We start from the raw sequence: 17,280 nt of genomic DNA, 5'->3' as shown, positions 1-17,280 counted from the left end.
AGAGCAACGATAGGAGCCGACATGGCTGACAAGTTTGATGTGATCGTCATTGGCGCGGGCCCCGGCGGCTACGTCGCCGCCATCCGGGCCGCCCAACTGGGCCTGAAGACCGCCTGTGTCGAGAAGTGGGTCAACAAGGAAGGCAAGACCGTCCATGGCGGCACCTGCCTGAACGTGGGATGCATTCCGTCCAAGGCGCTGCTCGAGTCGTCCCACAAGTTCGTCGAGGCGCGCGACCATTTCGCCGAGATCGGCATCGACATGGAAGCGCCCACGCCGAACATCGCCAAGATGCTCGAGTTCAAGGAAAAGGTGATCGCCAAGAACGTCGGTGGCATCAGCGCGCTGTTCAAGGCCAATGGCGTCACTGCCATCGACGGCACCGGCAAGGTCACCGGCAGCAAGCAGGTGGAAGTGACCGACCATGATGGCAAGGCCACGACCTACGAGGCCGACAACATCGTCGTCGCCGCCGGCTCCGTGCCGGTGGAAATTCCGCCGACGCCACTGACCGACGACCTGATCGTCGATTCGGCCGGCGCCCTGGAATTCCAGGAGGCTCCGAAGCGCCTCGGCGTGATCGGCGCCGGTGTCATCGGTCTGGAGCTCGGCAGCGTGTGGAGTCGCCTGGGCAGTGAGGTCACCATCCTCGAGGCCATGGACGACTTCCTGCCGATGGTCGACAAGGCCATCGCCAAGGATGCCCAGAAGCTGTTCAAGAAACAGGGCCTGGACATCAAGCTTGGCGCCCGAGTCACCGGCTCCGAGGTCAAGGACAACGAGGTCGTGGTCAAGTACTCCGACGCCAAGGGCGAGCAGGAAATCACCTTCGACAAGCTGATCGTCTGTGTCGGCCGTCGTCCCTACACCAAGGGCGTGATCGGTGAGGGCGTCAGCGTCGAGCTGGACGAGCGTGGCTTCATCAGCGTCGATGACCAGTGCCGCACCAATGTGCCGAGCATCTACGCGATCGGCGACTGCGTGCGCGGCCTGATGCTGGCACACAAGGCGTCCGAGGAAGGGGTCATGGTGGCCGATATCATCGCTGGCCATAAGGCGGAGATGAACTATGACGCCATTCCCAGCGTGATCTACACGGCGCCGGAAGTCGCCTGGGTCGGCATGACCGAGGAAGAGGCCAAGTCCGCCGGCATCAAGGTGGAGACCGGTTCCTTCCCGTTCTCCGCCAACGGTCGCGCCCTGGCCAACAATGCGCCGGATGGCCAGGTCAAGATCGTTGCCGACGCCGAGACCGACCGTATCCTGGGCATGCACATCCTCGGCCAGAACGCCGGTGAACTGATCGCTCAGGGCGTGATCGCCATGGAATTCGGTTCCAGTGCCGAGGACCTGGCGCTGACCTGCTACGCTCACCCGAGCACCTCCGAAGCGGTGCACGAGGCGGCCCTGGCCGTGGGTGGCCATGCCATCCACATGGCCAACCGCAAGAAGCGCAAGTAAGACAAGAAGCGCCGCCTGGAAAGGATTGGCAGAGTTGCCGACGCTCCAGGACGGCGCGTCCCTTTCGGCCATGTACCGGAAGGGGTCGGTGGTAGCCTGACTGCCGCGCCACGCGAGTGCTGGCGAGGCTGCCGTTCGAGTCACATGCAACCAATGGCATGAATCGATGAACCTTCACGAGTATCAGAGCAAACAGCTGTTTGCCGACTACGGCTTGCCGGTGTCCAAGGGCTTTGCCGTCGACACCCCCGAGGAAGCGGCGGAAGCCTGCAAGAAGATCGGCGGCGACAAGTGGGTCGTCAAGGCGCAGGTGCACGCTGGCGGGCGCGGCAAGGCCGGCGGCGTCAAGCTGGTCGAGAGCCCGGAGGAGGCCAGTGCCTTCGCCGAGCAGTGGCTGGGCAAGAATCTGGTGACCTTCCAGACCGACGAGAAGGGCCAGCCGGTCGCCAAGATCCTGGTCGAGAACTGCACCGACATCGCCGATGAGCTCTATCTGGGTGCCGTGGTCGATCGTGGCACGCAGCGAGTGGTCTTCATGGCCTCCACTGAAGGCGGCGTGGAAATCGAGAAGGTTGCCGAGGAGACGCCCGAGAAGATCCTCAAGGCCGAGATCGATCCGCTGGTCGGCGCTCAGCCGTACCAGGCTCGCGAGCTGGCCTTCAAGCTGGGACTGTCCGGTGATCAGGTCAAGCAGTTCACCAAGATCTTCCTGGGACTGTCCAAGCTGTTCCATGACAAGGACTTGGCGCTGCTGGAGATCAACCCGCTGGTGATCACCGAGGAAGGCAACCTGCACTGCCTCGATGCCAAGGTCAACCTGGATGGCAACGCCCTCTATCGCCATCCGGACCTGCAGGCCATGCGCGATCCCTCTCAGGAGGACGAGCGCGAAGCCGACGCCGCCAAGTGGGACCTGAACTACGTGGCCCTGGAAGGCAACATCGGCTGCATGGTCAATGGCGCGGGCCTGGCCATGGGTACCATGGACATCATCAAGCTCCATGGCGGCCAGCCGGCCAACTTCCTCGACGTGGGTGGCGGTGCCACCAAGGAACGTGTCGCCGAAGCCTTCAAGATCATCCTCTCCGACACCTCCGTTAAGGCCGTGCTGGTCAACATCTTCGGCGGTATCGTGCGCTGCGACATGATCGCCGAGGGCATCATCGGCGCCGTCGAGCAGGTGGGCGTCAATGTCCCGGTCGTGGTGCGTCTGGAAGGTAACAACGCCGAGCTGGGTGCCGAGAAACTGGCCTCCAGCGGTCTGAACATCATCGCTGCTACCAGCCTGACCGATGCGGCTCAGCAGGTCGTCAAGGCAGCGGAGGGCAAGTAATGAGCATCCTCATCGACAAGAACACCAAGGTCATCTGCCAGGGCTTCACCGGTGGCCAGGGGACCTTTCACTCCGAGCAGGCGATCGCCTACGGCACCCAGATGGTCGGCGGCGTGACCCCGGGCAAGGGCGGCCAGGAGCATCTTGGCCTGCCGGTGTTCAACACCGTGGCCGAAGCCGTCGAGGCGACCGGTGCCGAGGCCAGCGTGATCTATGTGCCGGCCCCGTTCTGCAAGGATTCCATCCTCGAAGCCGCCAACGCCGGCATCAAGCTGATCGTCTGCATCACCGAGGGCATTCCGACCCTGGACATGCTCGACGTCAAGGTGAAGTGCGATGAGCTCGGCGCGCGCCTGATCGGCCCGAACTGCCCCGGCGTGATCACTCCGGATGAATGCAAGATCGGCATCATGCCCGGCCACATTCACAAGGCGGGCAAGGTCGGCATCGTGTCTCGTTCCGGCACCCTGACCTACGAGGCGGTCAAGCAGACGACCGATCATGGTTTCGGTCAGTCGTCCTGCGTGGGGATCGGCGGCGACCCGATTCCGGGTTCCAACTTCATCGACATCCTCGCCGAGTTCGAGAAGGACCCGGCCACCGAGGCCATCGTGATGATCGGTGAGATCGGCGGCACCGCCGAAGAAGAGGCGGCCGCTTACATCAAGGAGAACGTCTCCAAGCCGGTGGTTGCCTACATTGCCGGTGTGACGGCGCCTCCGGGCAAGCGGATGGGCCATGCCGGTGCCATCATTGCCGGCGGCAAGGGCACGGCTGACGAGAAGTTCAGTGCCCTCGAGGCAGCAGGCGTGAAGACCGTGCGTTCACTGGCCGAGATCGGTGATGCGCTGAAGGAAGCTGCCGGCTGGTAAGTCGACCCGGCGCTTTCGAAGCAGAAAAGGGCACCTTCGGGTGCCCTTTTTTCGTTGCGGGGTGCTGCCCGGGAGAGGCACCGGCGAAACGTTGTCCTGGTGCGAGTGTCGCGAATGCTTCTTGTCATGACGTTGAGGGACAGGCGACATCCGTGCCAAGCCCCATCATGGCGAATCACAAAATCAACAACCTCAGGGTTTTCGTCGCCATGATCTATACGCTCGCGATCTTGTTCAGCCTGATCGGGTACTTCGTCATCGGCCATCTGGCCGGGCGCCGGGTCAAGCATCTCGATGACTATCTGGTCGCCGGCCGCAATGCGCCGACCTTTCTGATCCTCGGGACGCTGGTCGCCAGCTATCTGAGTACCAGCGCCTTTCTCGGGGAAACCGGCTTCGCCTACCAGGGTTATCCCTTCGTCATGCTGATTTTCGCGGCCGTCAGTACGTCGGGGTGTCTGCTGGGGGCTCTGGCCTTCGGTCGTTATCTGAGGCGCAGCGGGGCGCTGACGGTGCCGGAATTCTTCGGCAAGCGCTTTGCGTCACGGCGCGTTCAGGTCATTGCCGGCCTGACCACGGTGGTGGGGCTCGGTGCCTATCTGCTGGGCGTCATGCAGGGTGCCGGCATCATGTTCGCCGAGTTGACCGGCATGCCGTACTGGGTCGGTCTGGTGCTGGTGTGGCTGACCTATACGGGCTTCATTCTCTATTCGGGTTCGCCTGGCGTCATGCTGACCGATACCGTCATGTTCGTGATCTTTTCCGTGGCGGCGCTGGGAGGCTCGCTGTATATCATCCACGACCTGGGAGGCTGGTCGGGCGTCATCGAAGGGCTCCTGGCGCAATCGGAGAAGCCGGGCATCGCGCTTTGGCATGGTGTCATCGAAGGGGAAGGGGCGACGTTCAGCTCGCCCGGCGAAGCCCTGACATGGGGGCTGACGCTAGGCCTGGTGTGGGCGGCCGTGCTGGCAGCGAGCCCCTGGCAGTCGAGCCGCTATCTGATGGCGCGCAACGAGCATGTCGTCATGCGTTCGGCCATGCTCACCGCCGTGGCGCTGGCGATCTTCTATGCCTTGATGATGATGACCGGGGCGGCCATCAACCTCTATGACACGGGGCTCGATTCCGAGCGGGCCATGGTGTGGTCGGCGCTGAATATCCTGCCGCCCTGGCTCGGCGTGATCATACTCACGGGCGTGTTCGCTGCTGGCCTTTCTTCCTGCTCGACCTTTCTGTCGATCATCGGGTTCAGTCTTTCCAATGACATCCTGCCTGCCGCGCGTAATGAGGCGTCGGCAATGCGTGCCAGTCGCATCGCTGTACTGGCGGCAGGCTTGATCGCCTTGCTGCTGGCATTGTTCCAGCCGCCGGCAGTGATGGCCGTGGTGTGGTTTGCGGCGACCCTGTTTGCCTCCTCCTGGGGGCCGGTGGCGCTGATGAGCATCTGGAGTCGCCGGATTAGCGCTGCCGGAGCGGGCTGGGGGCTGGCCGTGGGCTTTATCGGCAATCTCATCCTGTCGTTGGCGGACCAGGCCGGTTGGGTGCAGTTGCCGGTCTACCTGCACCCGGTGGCGATCAGCACGCTGGTGGCCCTGGGGATCATCCTGGTGGTATCGCACCTGACGCGGGTGAGCGAGGAAGAGCGCGAATACCTGGCCTTTCTGCATCGGCATGATGCGAGCCTGGAGGCCAACTGGAGCAAGGGCTCGCGTCGGGTGGCGATCGTCACCATGCTCTCGGGTATCGGTGTGGGACTCTTCCTGTGGCGCCAGTATGCCGAAACACTGGCCAGCCTGGCCGAGGGCTATGGCGTTTCCCAGGGGGCGGTCCTGGGGGCCTATGGCCTGGCCCTGGGGTGCGGGGTCATGCTGCTCATCGCGGGTGGCGTGGGCTATCGGGTGGCGCGTTCGCGGAAGGTTGCCGAGCGTAGCGTGAGCGTTGCCGGGATGCCGGAGTGAGTGTCGAGGTGTTGGCGACGTCGGAACCCGATGGGCGTTTCAGCCAGCGCCCTACCAGGATCACGAAGGCCGGTGCGCCGGCCAGCAGGTAGAGATGATAGGTGACCAGCCGCCATACGACGACGGCGGCGGCGGCCTGGGTCGCGGGCATCAACGGCATCAGCAGTGCGCCGACGCCGAGTTCGGCGGCGCCGGCGCCGCCGGGGAGAATGCTGATCTGGCTGGCCGCCATGGCCAGCATCTGGGTCAGGAAGGTCCAGGCCCAGTCCGCCTGTCCGCCCACGCCGAGCACGGCCAGGTAAAGCAGGCTGTAGCGCAGCAACCAGTGTGCGGCACACAGGCCGAGTATGCTCGCCAGTCGAAGGGGCGGCAGGCAGAGCGTGGCGATCAGGGCCCGACGACACCCGAGCAGTCGCCTGGCAAGCCAGCGCCGTCGATGGGCAGAGAGGCGGCGCAGCCCTATGCTCGGAGGCTGGCGCAGCAGCCGAGGAAGGCGCAGGAGCGACACGCCGACCAGCAACATCAGGCCGACCAGGCCCAGCATGGCGATGGCGAGCAGTCCCTGATGAGGCCAGGTCACGTTGCCGCCCAGTGAGATGCTCACCAGCACGCCGAGCATGGCCAGAAAGAACAGCATGTCGCAACCCTGGTCGACCAGGAAGATCGCCGAGCCTCGCGATGGCGGAAAACCTCGTCTTGCCAGCAGGGCCAGCAGGGTGACGGCACCGCCGCTGCCGCCGGGGGTGGCGCACAGGGCGAACTTGGCGGCCATCTCGATGGCCAGTGCCTCGCCCTGGCCGACCCGTCCGGCGCGCCCGTCCAGCAGCAGGCGCAGGCGAAGGGCGTTGAGATTCCAGCAGGTCACGGTCATGACCAGCATCAGTGCCAGGATGCCTAGCGGAAAATCGGCCAGGGCATCGAGGACATCCTCGCCACCCAATAGCCAGGGCACCACCAAGGCCATGGACAGGGCCAGTCCCAGCCAGCCCCAGCGGGCCAGCAGGTTGCGTTCCCTGCGCGGTCGATCCAGTCGCTCAGCCATGCCGCGAGAAGCTGGAGGCCGCGGTGTTCGGTACCAGGGGGGTGTAGTGGTCGAGCAGGCCGTTGATGACGTTTTCCCAGCGGAAGCGACGCTCGACATAACGGCGCGCGTGCCGACCACTCGCCTGGACATCGTTGATGAACAGTTCCTCGACCGCCCGGGCCATGTCCGCCGGATTCAGCGGCTCGCAGAGGATGCCACCGCCCAGCGGGACGTTTTCGATCAGGGCGCCGGCGCGGGCGGCGATGACCGGCAGGCCGCAGGCCATGGCTTCCAGCGCTACCAGACCAAAGGTTTCCCGAGTGCCGGCATGGATCATCGCATCGGCGCTGGCCAGGGCACGGGCCACCTCGCGGCTGTCGCAACAGCGGGGCACCACCGTGACATTGTCGGGGACCCGGGTCGGCATGCCGGGCCCCATCAACAACAGGTGGTAGGGAGACCCGAGCTGCTGCATCACGCGCAGTAGTACATCGACATTCTTTTCGCGAGAGTTGCGGCCGGCGAAGGCCAGCAGGCGAGTCTGGTCGGCGAGTCCCAGGGTGGTGCGCAGGCTCGGGTCGGCGCGGTCCGGGTGAAAGGTGTCCAGGTCCACGCCGAGAGGCTGGACCCGAACCTGCTCCACGCCCCATGACTCGAGGCGTTCGGCCATGGCCCGGCAAGGGGCCATCACGCTGTCGAACCGGCCGTAGAGATCGGCCACATAGCCTTTCAGCCGACGCTTCACGGCACCGCCGAAGCGATCCCCCATCAAGCGTGGGAGGTCCGAATGATAGAAGCCGACCACCGGCACGCCCAGTCGTTGACCGGCCTCAAGGGCCGCCCAGGCGGTGACGTAGGGATCGCCGGCTTCGATCAGGTCGGGCGACATGGCCTCCAGCGCATCGCGCCAGGGACGGCGACGCAGGGGAAAGCGATATCCCTGGCCCAGGGGCAGGCGTAGGGCAGGCAAGGTATGCAGGTCACCGAGGGCATCGCGCTCGGCGCCGGGCACCAGCAGGCTGGTGCGGATGTCGTCGTGGCGGGAAAGGCAACGGTGCTTGGCACTGAGGTAGGTGCGCACACCGCCGCTGGCGGGGGCATGGAACATGGTGACGTCGACGAGATGCAAGGGGACCCTCCGGGAATGCCGTTGCTTGTCCCCAGCCTAGGCGCCCTTTGCGACAATTCGACGACAACCGGAAAACACAAAGGCGGCCCTCGGGCCGCCTTTCTTGTCACGCTGGCCAGAGGCGTTCGTTCAGTCGGCGGGACGACCCACCAGCGAACGCGTCTCCTCGCGAGCTTCGGTCAGCGCGACCCGGATCGTGTCGCCGAGCTTGAAGCGCTCTTCGCCTTCGATCTGGATACGGCCTTCCTTGTCGTCGATCACCACCTTGTCACGGTCGCTGTGCATCAGCGGGGCCGGCACGAAGGCTGTAGCACCGTTGTCGGTCAGGCGCACCCGCATGCCACCACGGTTGATGGCAATGATCTCGGCATCGAAGGCCTTGCCGGATTCGGCGTGCGGGCCGAGGTAGCGAACATAGAGCCAATCCTTGACGTCACGCTCGGCCATGCGGTTGAGGCGACGTCGCTCGGTCAACTGTTCGGTGAGCTCGAGGCTGGCTTCCGCCGGGGCCTGTTCGCCCTTGAGCACGCGCTTGATCAGCCGGTGGTTGACCATGTCGCCATACTTGCGGATCGGCGAGGTCCAGGTGGCATAGGCAGATAGCCCGAGGCCAAAGTGCGGGCCAGGGCGGGCGGACATGCTGGTGAAGCCCTGGAAGCGGCGCAATCGCGCGTCGAGCCAGGCATCGTCGCGGCCTTCCAGCTCACGCTTGAGCTCCTTGTAGCGCGGCAGCTCGGTGAGGGCTTCCAGCGCGACCTCGATGTCCTGGTTGGCCAGGAATTCGCGGGCGGCCTCGGCCTTGTCTGGCTCGAAGGCGCGATGAACATTGAAGATGCCGTGACCCACATGCTCGGCCAGCAGGTGCGCGCAGCAGGCATTGGCCGCGATCATCGATTCCTCGATCATGCGGTTGGCGATGCGCCGCTGTTCGGTACGAATGTTCAGCACGTTGCCTGCATCGTCCAGGTCGAAGACGTAGTCCGGGCGGTCCTTGAAGACCAGGGCATGCTCGGCACGCCAGGCGGTCCGCGCCTCGGTCAGGTCGCGCAGCGCCTCGAGCTGCTCGCCGATGTTCGTCTCGGGAGACCATTGGCTCTGACCTTCCAGCCAGTCGGAGACATCGTCGTAGGCCAGCCGCGCGTGGGAGCGAACCGTGGCGGCGAAGAAGCGATAGTCGCCGAGGGAGCCGTCGGTTTCCACGTCCAGGGCGCAGGCCAGGGCAGGGCGATCCTGGTTTTCCCACAGCGAGCACAGATCGTCGGCCAGGCGTTCCGGCAGCATGGTGACGTTCTGCCCGGGCAGATAGACGGTAAAGGCGCGGGTGCGCGCTTCCAGGTCGACGCCGCTGCCTTCCTCCACATAGGCGGTGGGATCGGCGATGGCGACGGTCAGTCGCCAGCCTCCGCCCTCCCGAGGCTCGATGCGCAGGGCATCGTCCATGTCCCGGGTCTTGGCGTCGTCGATGGTGAAGAAGGGCGCGGCGGTGAGGTCCTCGCGCTGGAGACCTTCATCGTGCAGCGGCCACTCATCGCCGGCCTCGGGACTGGCCTGCTCCAGCGCGTGGCGCGCCAGGGTCACGCGCCAGGGCACGGCCGGGTTGTCGTGCTTGGCGACCAGCTCGTCGATCTGGGCGAAGAAGGCGCGATCGTCCGGCTTGAGAGGGTGGCGCACGAGACGCGCCACGACCCAGTCTCCCTCGTCGAGCGAGGCCTCATCGAGGCTGCGCTTGACGCGGGCCTTGAGGGCATTGCTGATCGAGGGATGATCGGGGATCACCGCCAGGCGTCCATCACGCTTGCGTACCCGGGCGATGAAACGCTCCAGGCCCTGTTCGATCAGGGTGTCCGGCTCCACCGTGGTCTTCTCGCCTTCCTCGTGAAGGACGGCCTCGACCCGATCGCCATGCAGTACCTGCTTCATGGCGGGCGGTGGCACGAAATAGGAAGTGCCATCCTCGGTCTCGAGAAAGCCGAAGCCTCGCTCGGTGGCCTTGATCACGCCTTCGACACGAGGCGTGTTGTCGCGGATCTGTTGCTTGAGCTGAGCAAGCGCCGAGTTGTTCTGCAGCATGATAACGATCGAATGGCGGGATAAGGGGGCCACTATACGGATTCCGTCGGCCCACGCCAATCGCGGCAGGGTGGCGATTCCGGTCGAGACTGGCGCGGAGTCGTCGGCGGGCTGGCCGCGGCGTGCCTGTGCGGTGCCTCGGAGAGGCGGGTCGGACCAAGGTATAAGACAAGTGGTATTTAATTGGTATGGTTGGTGGTCTATATTGGTCTTATCATAATGCGGCATGAGAGCGATCATGGATCCTCGATTTGAGCAACTTCACCTCGATCCCGGCCTGTCCACGCCGCTGTACCATCAGTTGGCGAGCCGACTGGAAGATGCCATCGAGGAGGGGGCCTGGCAGGCCGGTGAGGCCCTGCCCTCCGAGCGGGCTCTGGCCGAGTCGCTGGAGGTCTCGCGGATCACGGCGCGCAAGGCGCTGGATCAGTTGGCCGAACGCGGGTTGATCCGTCGCACCCGAGGTTCCGGCACCTTCATCACGCCGCGCCTCAACCAGCCCCTGACGCGCCTGGTGAGCTTCACCGAGATGCTGACCCAGCGTGGCTTCGCGCCGCGTTCGTGCTGGTTGTCACGCAGCCTGGCCGCCCCTTCGGCCGACGAGAGCCTGCGCCTCGGCCTGGGCGGCGATGCCCGGGTCGCGCGGCTCAAGCGCTTGCGCCTGGCGGATGGCGTGGTCATGGCGGTCGAGGAGAGCTGCCTGCCGCAGTCGGTACTCGACGATCCCCAGGGCGTGGGGGATTCGCTGTATGCCTTTCTGGAAGAGGCGGGCCGGCCGGTGGTGCGCGCGCTGCAGCACGTCACGGCGGTCAATGCCGATGCCGAGCTGGCGCGGCTGGCCGAGGTGCCGGAGGGGCAGGCCCTGCTCAAGGTGACGCGCCAGGGCTATCTGATCGATGGCACGCCGGCGGAACTGACCGTCACCTACTGCCGCACCGATTACTACGACTTCATCGTCGAGCTGACACGCTGACTTCTGACATTGAGAAGGAACCGGGAGACACCATGCGCTACGGCAATATCCTGACACCCGACGGTTGGCGGCTCGGCGAGCTGCATTGGCACGAAGGCCGCATCAGCCGCATCGACGGTGAACCGGTCGACCCCGAGAGCAATGACTTGCCGCGCCTGTTGCCGGGGTTCATCGACCTGCACGTGCACGGTGGTGGCGGCGCCGATGTCATGGAGGGCGGCGCGTCGGTGGCCACGGTGGCGCGCACTCATGTGCGCTTCGGTACTACCAGCCTGCTGGCCACCACCATGACGGCACCGGATGACGATACCCGGCGTGTGTTGGGGGATGTCGGCGCCTACATGGAAGCGCCGGACCCGACAGCCAGTCGCGTGCTGGGGGTGCACCTGGAAGGCCCTTACATCAACCCGGGCAAGCTTGGCGCCCAACCGTCCCATGCCCGGCTCGGCGTGCTCGAGGACATCGAGGAACTGCGCCGGCTGGCACCGATCGTGCTGTTGACCCTGGCGCCGGAGCTGGCAGGTCACCTGACGCTGATCGAGCAGCTCAGCGAGCGAGGCGTGCGCGTGCAGATCGGCCATACGCTGGGCACTTACGAGGAAGGCGTGGCGGCGCTGGAGCATGGCGCCTGTGGCTTTACCCACCTATTCAATGCCATGTCCGGATTGCACCACCGCAAGCCCGGCATGGTGGGCGCCGCCATGGCGCATGCGCAATACGCCGAGCTGATTCCCGATCTGCTGCATGTGCACCCCGGTGCCATCCGCGCCGCCCTGCGCTGTATTCCCCATCTTTATGCCGTGACCGACTCCACCGCCGCGGCGGGCATGCCCGATGGCGAATATCGCCTCGGCGAGCAGGCGGTCACCAAATGCCTGGGCGGCGTGCGCCTGGCCGATGGCACCCTGGCGGGCAGTACCCTCACCATGGACCAGGCGCTGCGCAACCTGGTCGGCCTCGGCCAGACCCTGGCCGAAGCCTCCGACCGACTTTCCCGCTATCCCGCCGATTTCCTGGGACGCCACGACCTGGGGCGCCTGACCGAGGGCGCGCATGCCGATCTGGTGGAACTGGATTCTCGATTGAACCTCAGAGCCGTCCATATCGGCGGCCGGCTCGTCGCAGAAGGAGACGCTCATGTCACTGATGCTTGAAGAAGCGCGCAATGCCCCGGAACGCATTCGCGGCCAATTGCAGCGCAACGCCGACGTGCTGGCATCACTGGGCGCGCAATTGCGCGAACGGCCGCCATCCGCCGGCATGACCGTGGCCCGGGGCAGCTCCGATCATGCCGCGGCCTATTTCGCCTATCTCTGCATGAAGCGGCTGGGTATTCCCGTGGCCTCGCTGCCGCCCTCGCTGTCGACGCTGGCCAAGGCGTCCTGGCATCTCGACGGGCAATTGGCGGTGGCTATCTCGCAGTCCGGCCAGAGCCCGGACCTGGTGGCCACCCAGGAAGCGCTGGCGCGGGGCGGAGCCCGAACCCTGGCGTTGGTCAATACGCCGGAGTCGCCGCTGGGCCGGGCCAGCGATCTCGAGGTGCCTTTGTACGCCGGCGAAGAGCGCAGCGTGGCGGCCACCAAGAGCTACCTGGCGACGCTCTCTGCCGCCGCCCAGTTGCTGGCTCACTGGACGCAGGATCAAGACCTGCTGGCCGCCCTGGATACCTTGCCGGAACGTCTGGGTCAGGCAGCCGACCAGGACTGGAGGGAGGCGGTCGAGGCGCTTGCCGGTGCCGACCGCCTGATGGTGATCGGTCGCGGTGCAGGCCTGGCAGTTGCCCAGGAAGCGGCCCTCAAGTTCAAGGAAACCTGTGCCATCCAGGCCGAGCCGTTCAGTGGTGCCGAGGTGCGGCATGGCCCCATGGCGCTGGTCGAGGCCGGCTATCCGGTGCTGGTGTTCGCGCCTCCCGGCGCCGAGCAGGCCGGATTGCTGGAACTGGCCGATTGGCTCGGCGACGTCGGTGCCCGGGTGCTGCTGGCCGCCGACGAGTCGGTGGCCGGGCGCCACCTGACGTTGAGCGATGCCGGTCACGAGGACCTGCAGCCACTGTCGGTGATCCAGAGTTTCTACCGCATGGCGGCGGAACTCGCCGAGGCCAGGGGTAGCGATCCGGATCAACCGCGGCATCTGCACAAGGTTACTTGCACGTTGTAAGTCTCGGGTGTGACTTGTGCCTGAGACTGCGACAACAACAACGTATCGGAGTCGATCATGTCTTCCTCCAAACTGACGCTGGTGGCCCCGGCCACTGGCATCGTGACGCTCTTGTCCGATGTCCCGGATCCGGTCTTCGCTGGCGGAACCCTGGGTGAGGGAATTGCCCTGGACCCCCTGGAAACCACCCTGCATGCGCCTTGTGACGGCGAGGTCGTGCAGTGTGCCAAGACTCGGCACGCCCTGAGCCTGCGAAGCGAGCAGGGCGTCGAAGTGTTGCTGCATCTGGGGCTGGATACCGTCGAACTGCAAGGGCGGGGCATCGATCTCCTGGTCGAGGTAGGGCAGCGGGTGAAAGCCGGTGACCCTCTGTGCCGTTTCGATCCCGAGTTGCTGGCCGAGCAGGCCAGCTCACTGATCACGCCGCTGGTGGTGACCGATGATGCTGGCTGGCGTCTGCGTCTCGAGGCGGGTGCCACGGGCGAGCGTGTCGAGCGCGGTGAAGCGCTGATGAGCTTGACGCCCGACGAGACGTCCGTTGAGACCACGACCGAGCACACCGGGCCATGGCATGAGCGCCGTGTGACGCTGGCCCTGGAAGCCGGCTTGCACGCCCGGCCCGCCGCCAGGGTGCGTGCCATCGTGAAGCGACACGACGCTGAGATGCGGCTCGAGCATGGGGGCGCCGAGGCGCGTGGTGACAGCGTGAGCGCCCTGATGAATCTCGGCCTGGCCGAAGGTGATGAGGTCGTGTTGCGCGCTCGGGGCGATGAGGCCGAGGCTGTGTTGGCGGCTGCCGCCGAGCTGCTGACCACACCGGAGGGCGTCGAGCCGCCGAATGCAGCCGCCCCGGACGCTGCCGTTTCGGCACCTGTTGCTGAGGGGGAAATCGCCGGCCTCGTTGCCAGCCCTGGCCTGGCGATCGGCCCGCTGGTGGCGGTGAGCCTGCCGCTGCCGGCGGTGCCCCATGACGGGCGTGGCGCGGCGGTCGAGCGCGAGGCTCTGCGCGCTGCCCTGGAACGGGTTGGGCGCTCGCTGGAAAGCGCGCGCGAGCAGGCCGAACGTCAGGGCCAGCGCGCCGAAGCGGATATCTTCGAGGCACACCTGGCCTGGCTGGACGATCCGGGCCTGCTCGAGGCAGCCATGGCACGCATCGAGGCCGGGCGCAGCGCCGGCCAGGCCTGGCGTGAAGCGCTGGACGACGAGGCCGAGCAACTGCGTGCCACCGGCAACGCTCTGCTGGCAGGGCGCGTGGCCGATCTGCGCGACCTGCAACGCCATGTCATGGCCGAGTTCGCCGAGGCCGGGTCGGCCCCGCTGCCCGATGTGCCCGAAGGGGCCATCCTGGTGGCGGATGACCTGTCCCCCTCGCAGTTCGTCGATCTCGTCGAGCGTGCCCCCGCCGGGCTGTGCCTGAAAGGCGGCGGCACGACCTCCCATGTGGCGATCCTGGCCCGCGCACGCGGCATTCCCTGCCTGGTGGCAATGGGCGAGGCGCTCGAGGGCGTGGTCGGGGAGTGCGCGGTGCTTGATGCCCATGAAGGGCGACTCGAACCTGCGCCTGACGAGGCACGTCTGTCGACGATCCGCGACGCTCTGCGACGCGATGCCGAGCGCCGTGAGGCCGAGCGTGCCGAGGCCTTTGAGCCGGCGATCACGCGCGACGGACGCGAGGTCGAGGTGGCAGCGAACATCGGCGACAGTGGCGAGGCGCGCCTGGCGGCCGAGTCCGGTGCCGATGGTGTCGGCCTGATGCGTAGCGAATTCCTGTTCTTGGGGCGCCCGTCCGCGCCCGACGAGGCGGAGCAGTGCCACGAATACCAGACCAGCCTGACGGCACTCGGCGGCAAGCCGGTGATCATTCGCACCCTGGATATTGGCGCCGACAAGCAATTGCCCTATCTGCGCCTGCCCGAGGTGCCCAACCCGGCCCTCGGCGTGCGCGGGGTTCGGCTGTGGCATGACCAGGCGGCACTGCTCGACACCCAACTGCGTGCCTTGCTCGGTGTCGCCCCGCTGGATGCCCTGCGCATCATGGTGCCGATGGTCAGCGAAGTCGCTGAACTCGCCTGGGTACGCGAGCGGCTCGAGGCCGTCGTCTCGGAACTTGGCGTTGCCGAGAGGCCCCGTCTCGGTGCCATGGTCGAGGTGCCGAGTGCCGCCTTGTGCGCGGCGAGTCTCGCCGAACAGGCCGATTTTCTGTCCATCGGCACCAATGACCTGACTCAGTACACCCTGGCCATGGACCGTGAGGATCCACGCCTCGCGGCCCGCGCCGATGTCCTGCACCCCGGCGTGCTGCGCCTGATCCAGGCCACCATCGAAGGAGCGGCTGGACGTTGCCCGGTTGGGGTGTGCGGTGCGGCGGCCGGCGATCCGCTGGCTGCGTCCCTGCTGGTGGCGATGGGCGTCGATGAACTGTCCGTCGAACCGGCCCGGGTAGCCGCCGTCAAGGCGATGATCCGTCGGCTCGATGCTGCCTCCCTGGCGCGCGAGCTGCCGGACCTGCTGGCGATGCCCGATGCCGCGAGCGTGCGTCGACGTCTCGCCGAACACCATGAATCTGCATTCGAGACCACAACAATAACCCCCGAGAGGATCCCCTCATGATTCAACAACTCGGCTCCCGTCTCATGGCCGGGCTGCAACTGCTCGGACGTTCCTTGATGCTGCCCATCGCGGTATTGCCCGTGGCCGGCCTGCTGTTGCGACTGGGCCAGCCCGACCTGCTGGATATTGCTTTCGTGGCTGCCGCCGGCCAGTCGATCTTCGATCATCTGGCGCTGATCTTCGCCATCGGCCTGGCGGTCGGTTTCGCCGACGACAGCAACGGCGCGGCGGGGCTGGCCGGAGTGGTCGGTTACCTGGTGCTGGATGCGGTGCTTCACACCATCAACCCTGACATCAACATGGGCGTCCTGGCCGGGGTGATCATCGGCACCGTGGGCGGGCTGATCTACAACCGCTACCGGGCCATCCAGCTGCCGGAATACCTGGCCTTCTTCGGCGGGCGGCGCTTCGTGCCGATCGCCACGGGACTGGCGGCCGTGCTGCTCGGCATCGTCTTCGGCTGGGGCTGGCCGGCGATCCAGACGGGCATCGATAGCTTGGGCCACTGGCTGATCGAGGCCGGCGCGCTCGGCAAGTTCGTCTATGGGGCGCTCAATCGCCTGTTGATCGTCACCGGGCTGCACCATGTGCTCAACAGCTTCGTGTGGTTCGTGTTCGGCAGTTTCGATAGTGCCACGGGGGATCTCAATCGCTTCTTCGCCGGTGATCCCAGTGCCGGGGGCTTCATGGCCGGTTTCTTCCCGGTGATGATGTTCGGCCTGCCGGCCGCCGCACTGGCCATGTACCACGCGGCGCCCAAGGGGCGACGTGCCCAGGTGGGTGGCCTGTTGATGTCGCTGGCGCTGACGGCCTTTCTGACCGGGGTGACCGAACCCATCGAGTTCACCTTCATGTTCCTGGCGCCGCTGCTCTATGTGTTCCATGCGGTGATGACCGGCCTGTCCATGGCGCTGATGCAGCTGCTCGACGTGAAGCTTGGCTTTACCTTCTCGGCTGGTGCCTTCGACTATGCCCTGTCCTACGGCCTGTCCACCAATGGCTGGCTGATGCTACCGGTCGGCCTGGCCATGTTCGTGATCTACTACGGTGTCTTCCGCTGGGCGATCCAGCGCTTCGACCTGCCCACGCCGGGCCGTGACGAGGAAATCGCCATGTCCCGCCCGACGGAAGGGCAGGCCAGCGAGCGGGGACCGGCCTTCGTCGCGGCTCTCGGCGGGGCGAGCAACCTGCAGAGCGTCGGCGCCTGTACCACGCGGCTGCGCCTGGTGCTGGCCGATGCCGAGGCCATCGATGAGCCGGCGCTCAAGTCGCTGGGTTCGCGCGGCGTGATGCGCCTCGGCGGTGGCGGCCTGCAGGTCGTGCTTGGCCCCATTGCCGATGGCGTGGCCGACGAAATTCGTGCTGCCGTGGCGGCAGCCGGCGTCGAGCCGCCGGTAGCGGAGGTCGATACGCCGCACCAGTCGGCAGAAGACGCCACCGAAGCGGCGTTGCCCGAGGATCAGGTCGCCGCCTGGCTGGCGGCGCTGGGCGGACGCGACAACCTGCGCCATCTTGCTGCCCGGGCCGGCACGCGCCTGCGCGTCGAGCTGCATGACGAGGCCTCGCTCGATACGGCGGCGCTGAAGACCCTGGGGTGCTTCGGTTCCATGGCCGTCGGCGAGCGTACCTGGCATCTGGTGGTCGGTCCGCAGGCCGCTACCATTGCCGCCTCCCTGGCGAAGCACGACTGAGC

The 17,280-nt window shown here is 66.1% G+C and carries 12 protein-coding genes; 9 read left to right on the top strand and 3 right to left on the bottom strand.

What is annotated here, in order from left to right:
* Positions 1-21: 21 nt before the first annotated feature.
* The 4 genes from lpdA (at position 22) to A9O65_RS02870 (ending at position 5,624) form a co-directional block, all read left to right on the top strand.
* Positions 22-1,461, top strand: a complete 1,440-nt coding sequence (lpdA, locus tag A9O65_RS02885; protein ID WP_064698103.1) for a dihydrolipoyl dehydrogenase — start codon at positions 22-24, stop codon at positions 1,459-1,461.
* Between the two features lie 166 nt (positions 1,462-1,627).
* Positions 1,628-2,794 carry an ADP-forming succinate--CoA ligase subunit beta gene (gene sucC / locus A9O65_RS02880; protein WP_013332865.1) on the top strand — a complete coding sequence of 389 codons (1,167 nt, stop codon included), beginning with the start codon at positions 1,628-1,630 and terminating at the stop codon, positions 2,792-2,794.
* On the top strand, positions 2,794-3,666 hold the full coding sequence (gene sucD / locus A9O65_RS02875; protein WP_064698104.1) for a succinate--CoA ligase subunit alpha: 873 nt from the start codon (positions 2,794-2,796) through the stop codon (positions 3,664-3,666). Before sucC ends, sucD begins: the two co-directional genes overlap by 1 nt.
* A 209-nt stretch (positions 3,667-3,875) precedes the next feature.
* On the top strand, positions 3,876-5,624 hold the full coding sequence (locus A9O65_RS02870) for a sodium:solute symporter family protein (protein ID WP_064701343.1): 1,749 nt from the start codon (positions 3,876-3,878) through the stop codon (positions 5,622-5,624).
* On the opposite strand, the gene gpgF is transcribed toward A9O65_RS02870, so the two are convergent.
* The 3 genes from gpgF to A9O65_RS02855 all read right to left on the bottom strand — a co-directional run bounded on the left by gpgF (position 5,539) and on the right by A9O65_RS02855 (position 9,847).
* A complete protein-coding gene (gpgF, locus tag A9O65_RS02865; RefSeq protein ID WP_064701300.1) occupies positions 5,539-6,666 on the bottom strand; it encodes a glucosaminyl phosphatidylglycerol flippase in 1,128 nt (375 codons plus the stop codon). The genes A9O65_RS02870 and gpgF overlap by 86 nt on opposite strands.
* Positions 6,659-7,777, bottom strand: coding sequence for an N-acetylglucosaminyl phosphatidylglycerol synthase (gene gpgS, locus A9O65_RS02860; RefSeq protein ID WP_064701299.1), 1,119 nt, complete (start codon positions 7,775-7,777; stop codon positions 6,659-6,661). The genes gpgF and gpgS overlap by 8 nt, the downstream gene beginning before the upstream one ends.
* Before the next feature lie 129 nt (positions 7,778-7,906).
* Complete coding sequence (locus tag A9O65_RS02855; protein WP_064701298.1) at positions 7,907-9,847, bottom strand: exoribonuclease II; 1,941 nt, start codon at positions 9,845-9,847, stop codon at positions 7,907-7,909.
* Between the two features lie 238 nt (positions 9,848-10,085).
* Between A9O65_RS02855 and A9O65_RS02850 the strand changes: the two genes are divergently transcribed.
* The 5 genes from A9O65_RS02850 to nagE are packed head-to-tail and all read left to right on the top strand — an operon-like array spanning position 10,086 to position 17,278.
* Complete coding sequence (locus A9O65_RS02850) at positions 10,086-10,820, top strand: GntR family transcriptional regulator (RefSeq protein WP_064701297.1); 735 nt, start codon at positions 10,086-10,088, stop codon at positions 10,818-10,820.
* 32 nt (positions 10,821-10,852) lie between these two features.
* Positions 10,853-11,974 carry an N-acetylglucosamine-6-phosphate deacetylase gene (locus A9O65_RS02845; RefSeq protein WP_064698109.1) on the top strand — a complete coding sequence of 374 codons (1,122 nt, stop codon included), beginning with the start codon at positions 10,853-10,855 and terminating at the stop codon, positions 11,972-11,974.
* On the top strand, positions 11,958-12,977 hold the full coding sequence (locus A9O65_RS02840; RefSeq protein ID WP_217641192.1) for an SIS domain-containing protein: 1,020 nt from the start codon (positions 11,958-11,960) through the stop codon (positions 12,975-12,977). The genes A9O65_RS02845 and A9O65_RS02840 overlap by 17 nt, the downstream gene beginning before the upstream one ends.
* A 57-nt stretch (positions 12,978-13,034) precedes the next feature.
* Positions 13,035-15,587, top strand: a complete 2,553-nt coding sequence (ptsP, locus tag A9O65_RS02835; protein WP_064701296.1) for a phosphoenolpyruvate--protein phosphotransferase — start codon at positions 13,035-13,037, stop codon at positions 15,585-15,587.
* Positions 15,584-17,278 (top strand): N-acetylglucosamine-specific PTS transporter subunit IIBC, encoded by a 1,695-nt coding sequence (nagE, locus tag A9O65_RS02830; protein ID WP_064698112.1) that lies wholly within the window; start codon positions 15,584-15,586, stop codon positions 17,276-17,278. The genes ptsP and nagE overlap by 4 nt, the downstream gene beginning before the upstream one ends.
* Positions 17,279-17,280: the final 2 nt, after the last annotated feature.

It is taken from the genome of Halomonas caseinilytica, assembly GCF_001662305.1.
In the GTDB taxonomy this organism is placed as follows: Bacteria; Pseudomonadota; Gammaproteobacteria; order Pseudomonadales; family Halomonadaceae; genus Halomonas; species Halomonas caseinilytica.
This window is presented reverse-complemented; position numbering and strand designations above follow the sequence as displayed.

Coding starts and splice junctions, on each gene's coding strand:
- lpdA (WP_064698103.1), top strand. CDS start 22: ATGGCTGACAAGTTTGATGTGATCGTCATTGGCGCGGGCCCCGGCGGC.
- sucC (WP_013332865.1), top strand. CDS start 1,628: ATGAACCTTCACGAGTATCAGAGCAAACAGCTGTTTGCCGACTACGGC.
- sucD (WP_064698104.1), top strand. CDS start 2,794: ATGAGCATCCTCATCGACAAGAACACCAAGGTCATCTGCCAGGGCTTC.
- A9O65_RS02870 (WP_064701343.1), top strand. CDS start 3,876: ATGATCTATACGCTCGCGATCTTGTTCAGCCTGATCGGGTACTTCGTC.
- gpgF (WP_064701300.1), bottom strand. CDS start 6,666: ATGGCTGAGCGACTGGATCGACCGCGCAGGGAACGCAACCTGCTGGCC.
- A9O65_RS02855 (WP_064701298.1), bottom strand. CDS start 9,847: ATGCTGCAGAACAACTCGGCGCTTGCTCAGCTCAAGCAACAGATCCGC.
- A9O65_RS02850 (WP_064701297.1), top strand. CDS start 10,086: ATGGATCCTCGATTTGAGCAACTTCACCTCGATCCCGGCCTGTCCACG.
- A9O65_RS02845 (WP_064698109.1), top strand. CDS start 10,853: ATGCGCTACGGCAATATCCTGACACCCGACGGTTGGCGGCTCGGCGAG.
- A9O65_RS02840 (WP_217641192.1), top strand. CDS start 11,958: ATGTCACTGATGCTTGAAGAAGCGCGCAATGCCCCGGAACGCATTCGC.
- ptsP (WP_064701296.1), top strand. CDS start 13,035: ATGTCTTCCTCCAAACTGACGCTGGTGGCCCCGGCCACTGGCATCGTG.
- nagE (WP_064698112.1), top strand. CDS start 15,584: ATGATTCAACAACTCGGCTCCCGTCTCATGGCCGGGCTGCAACTGCTC.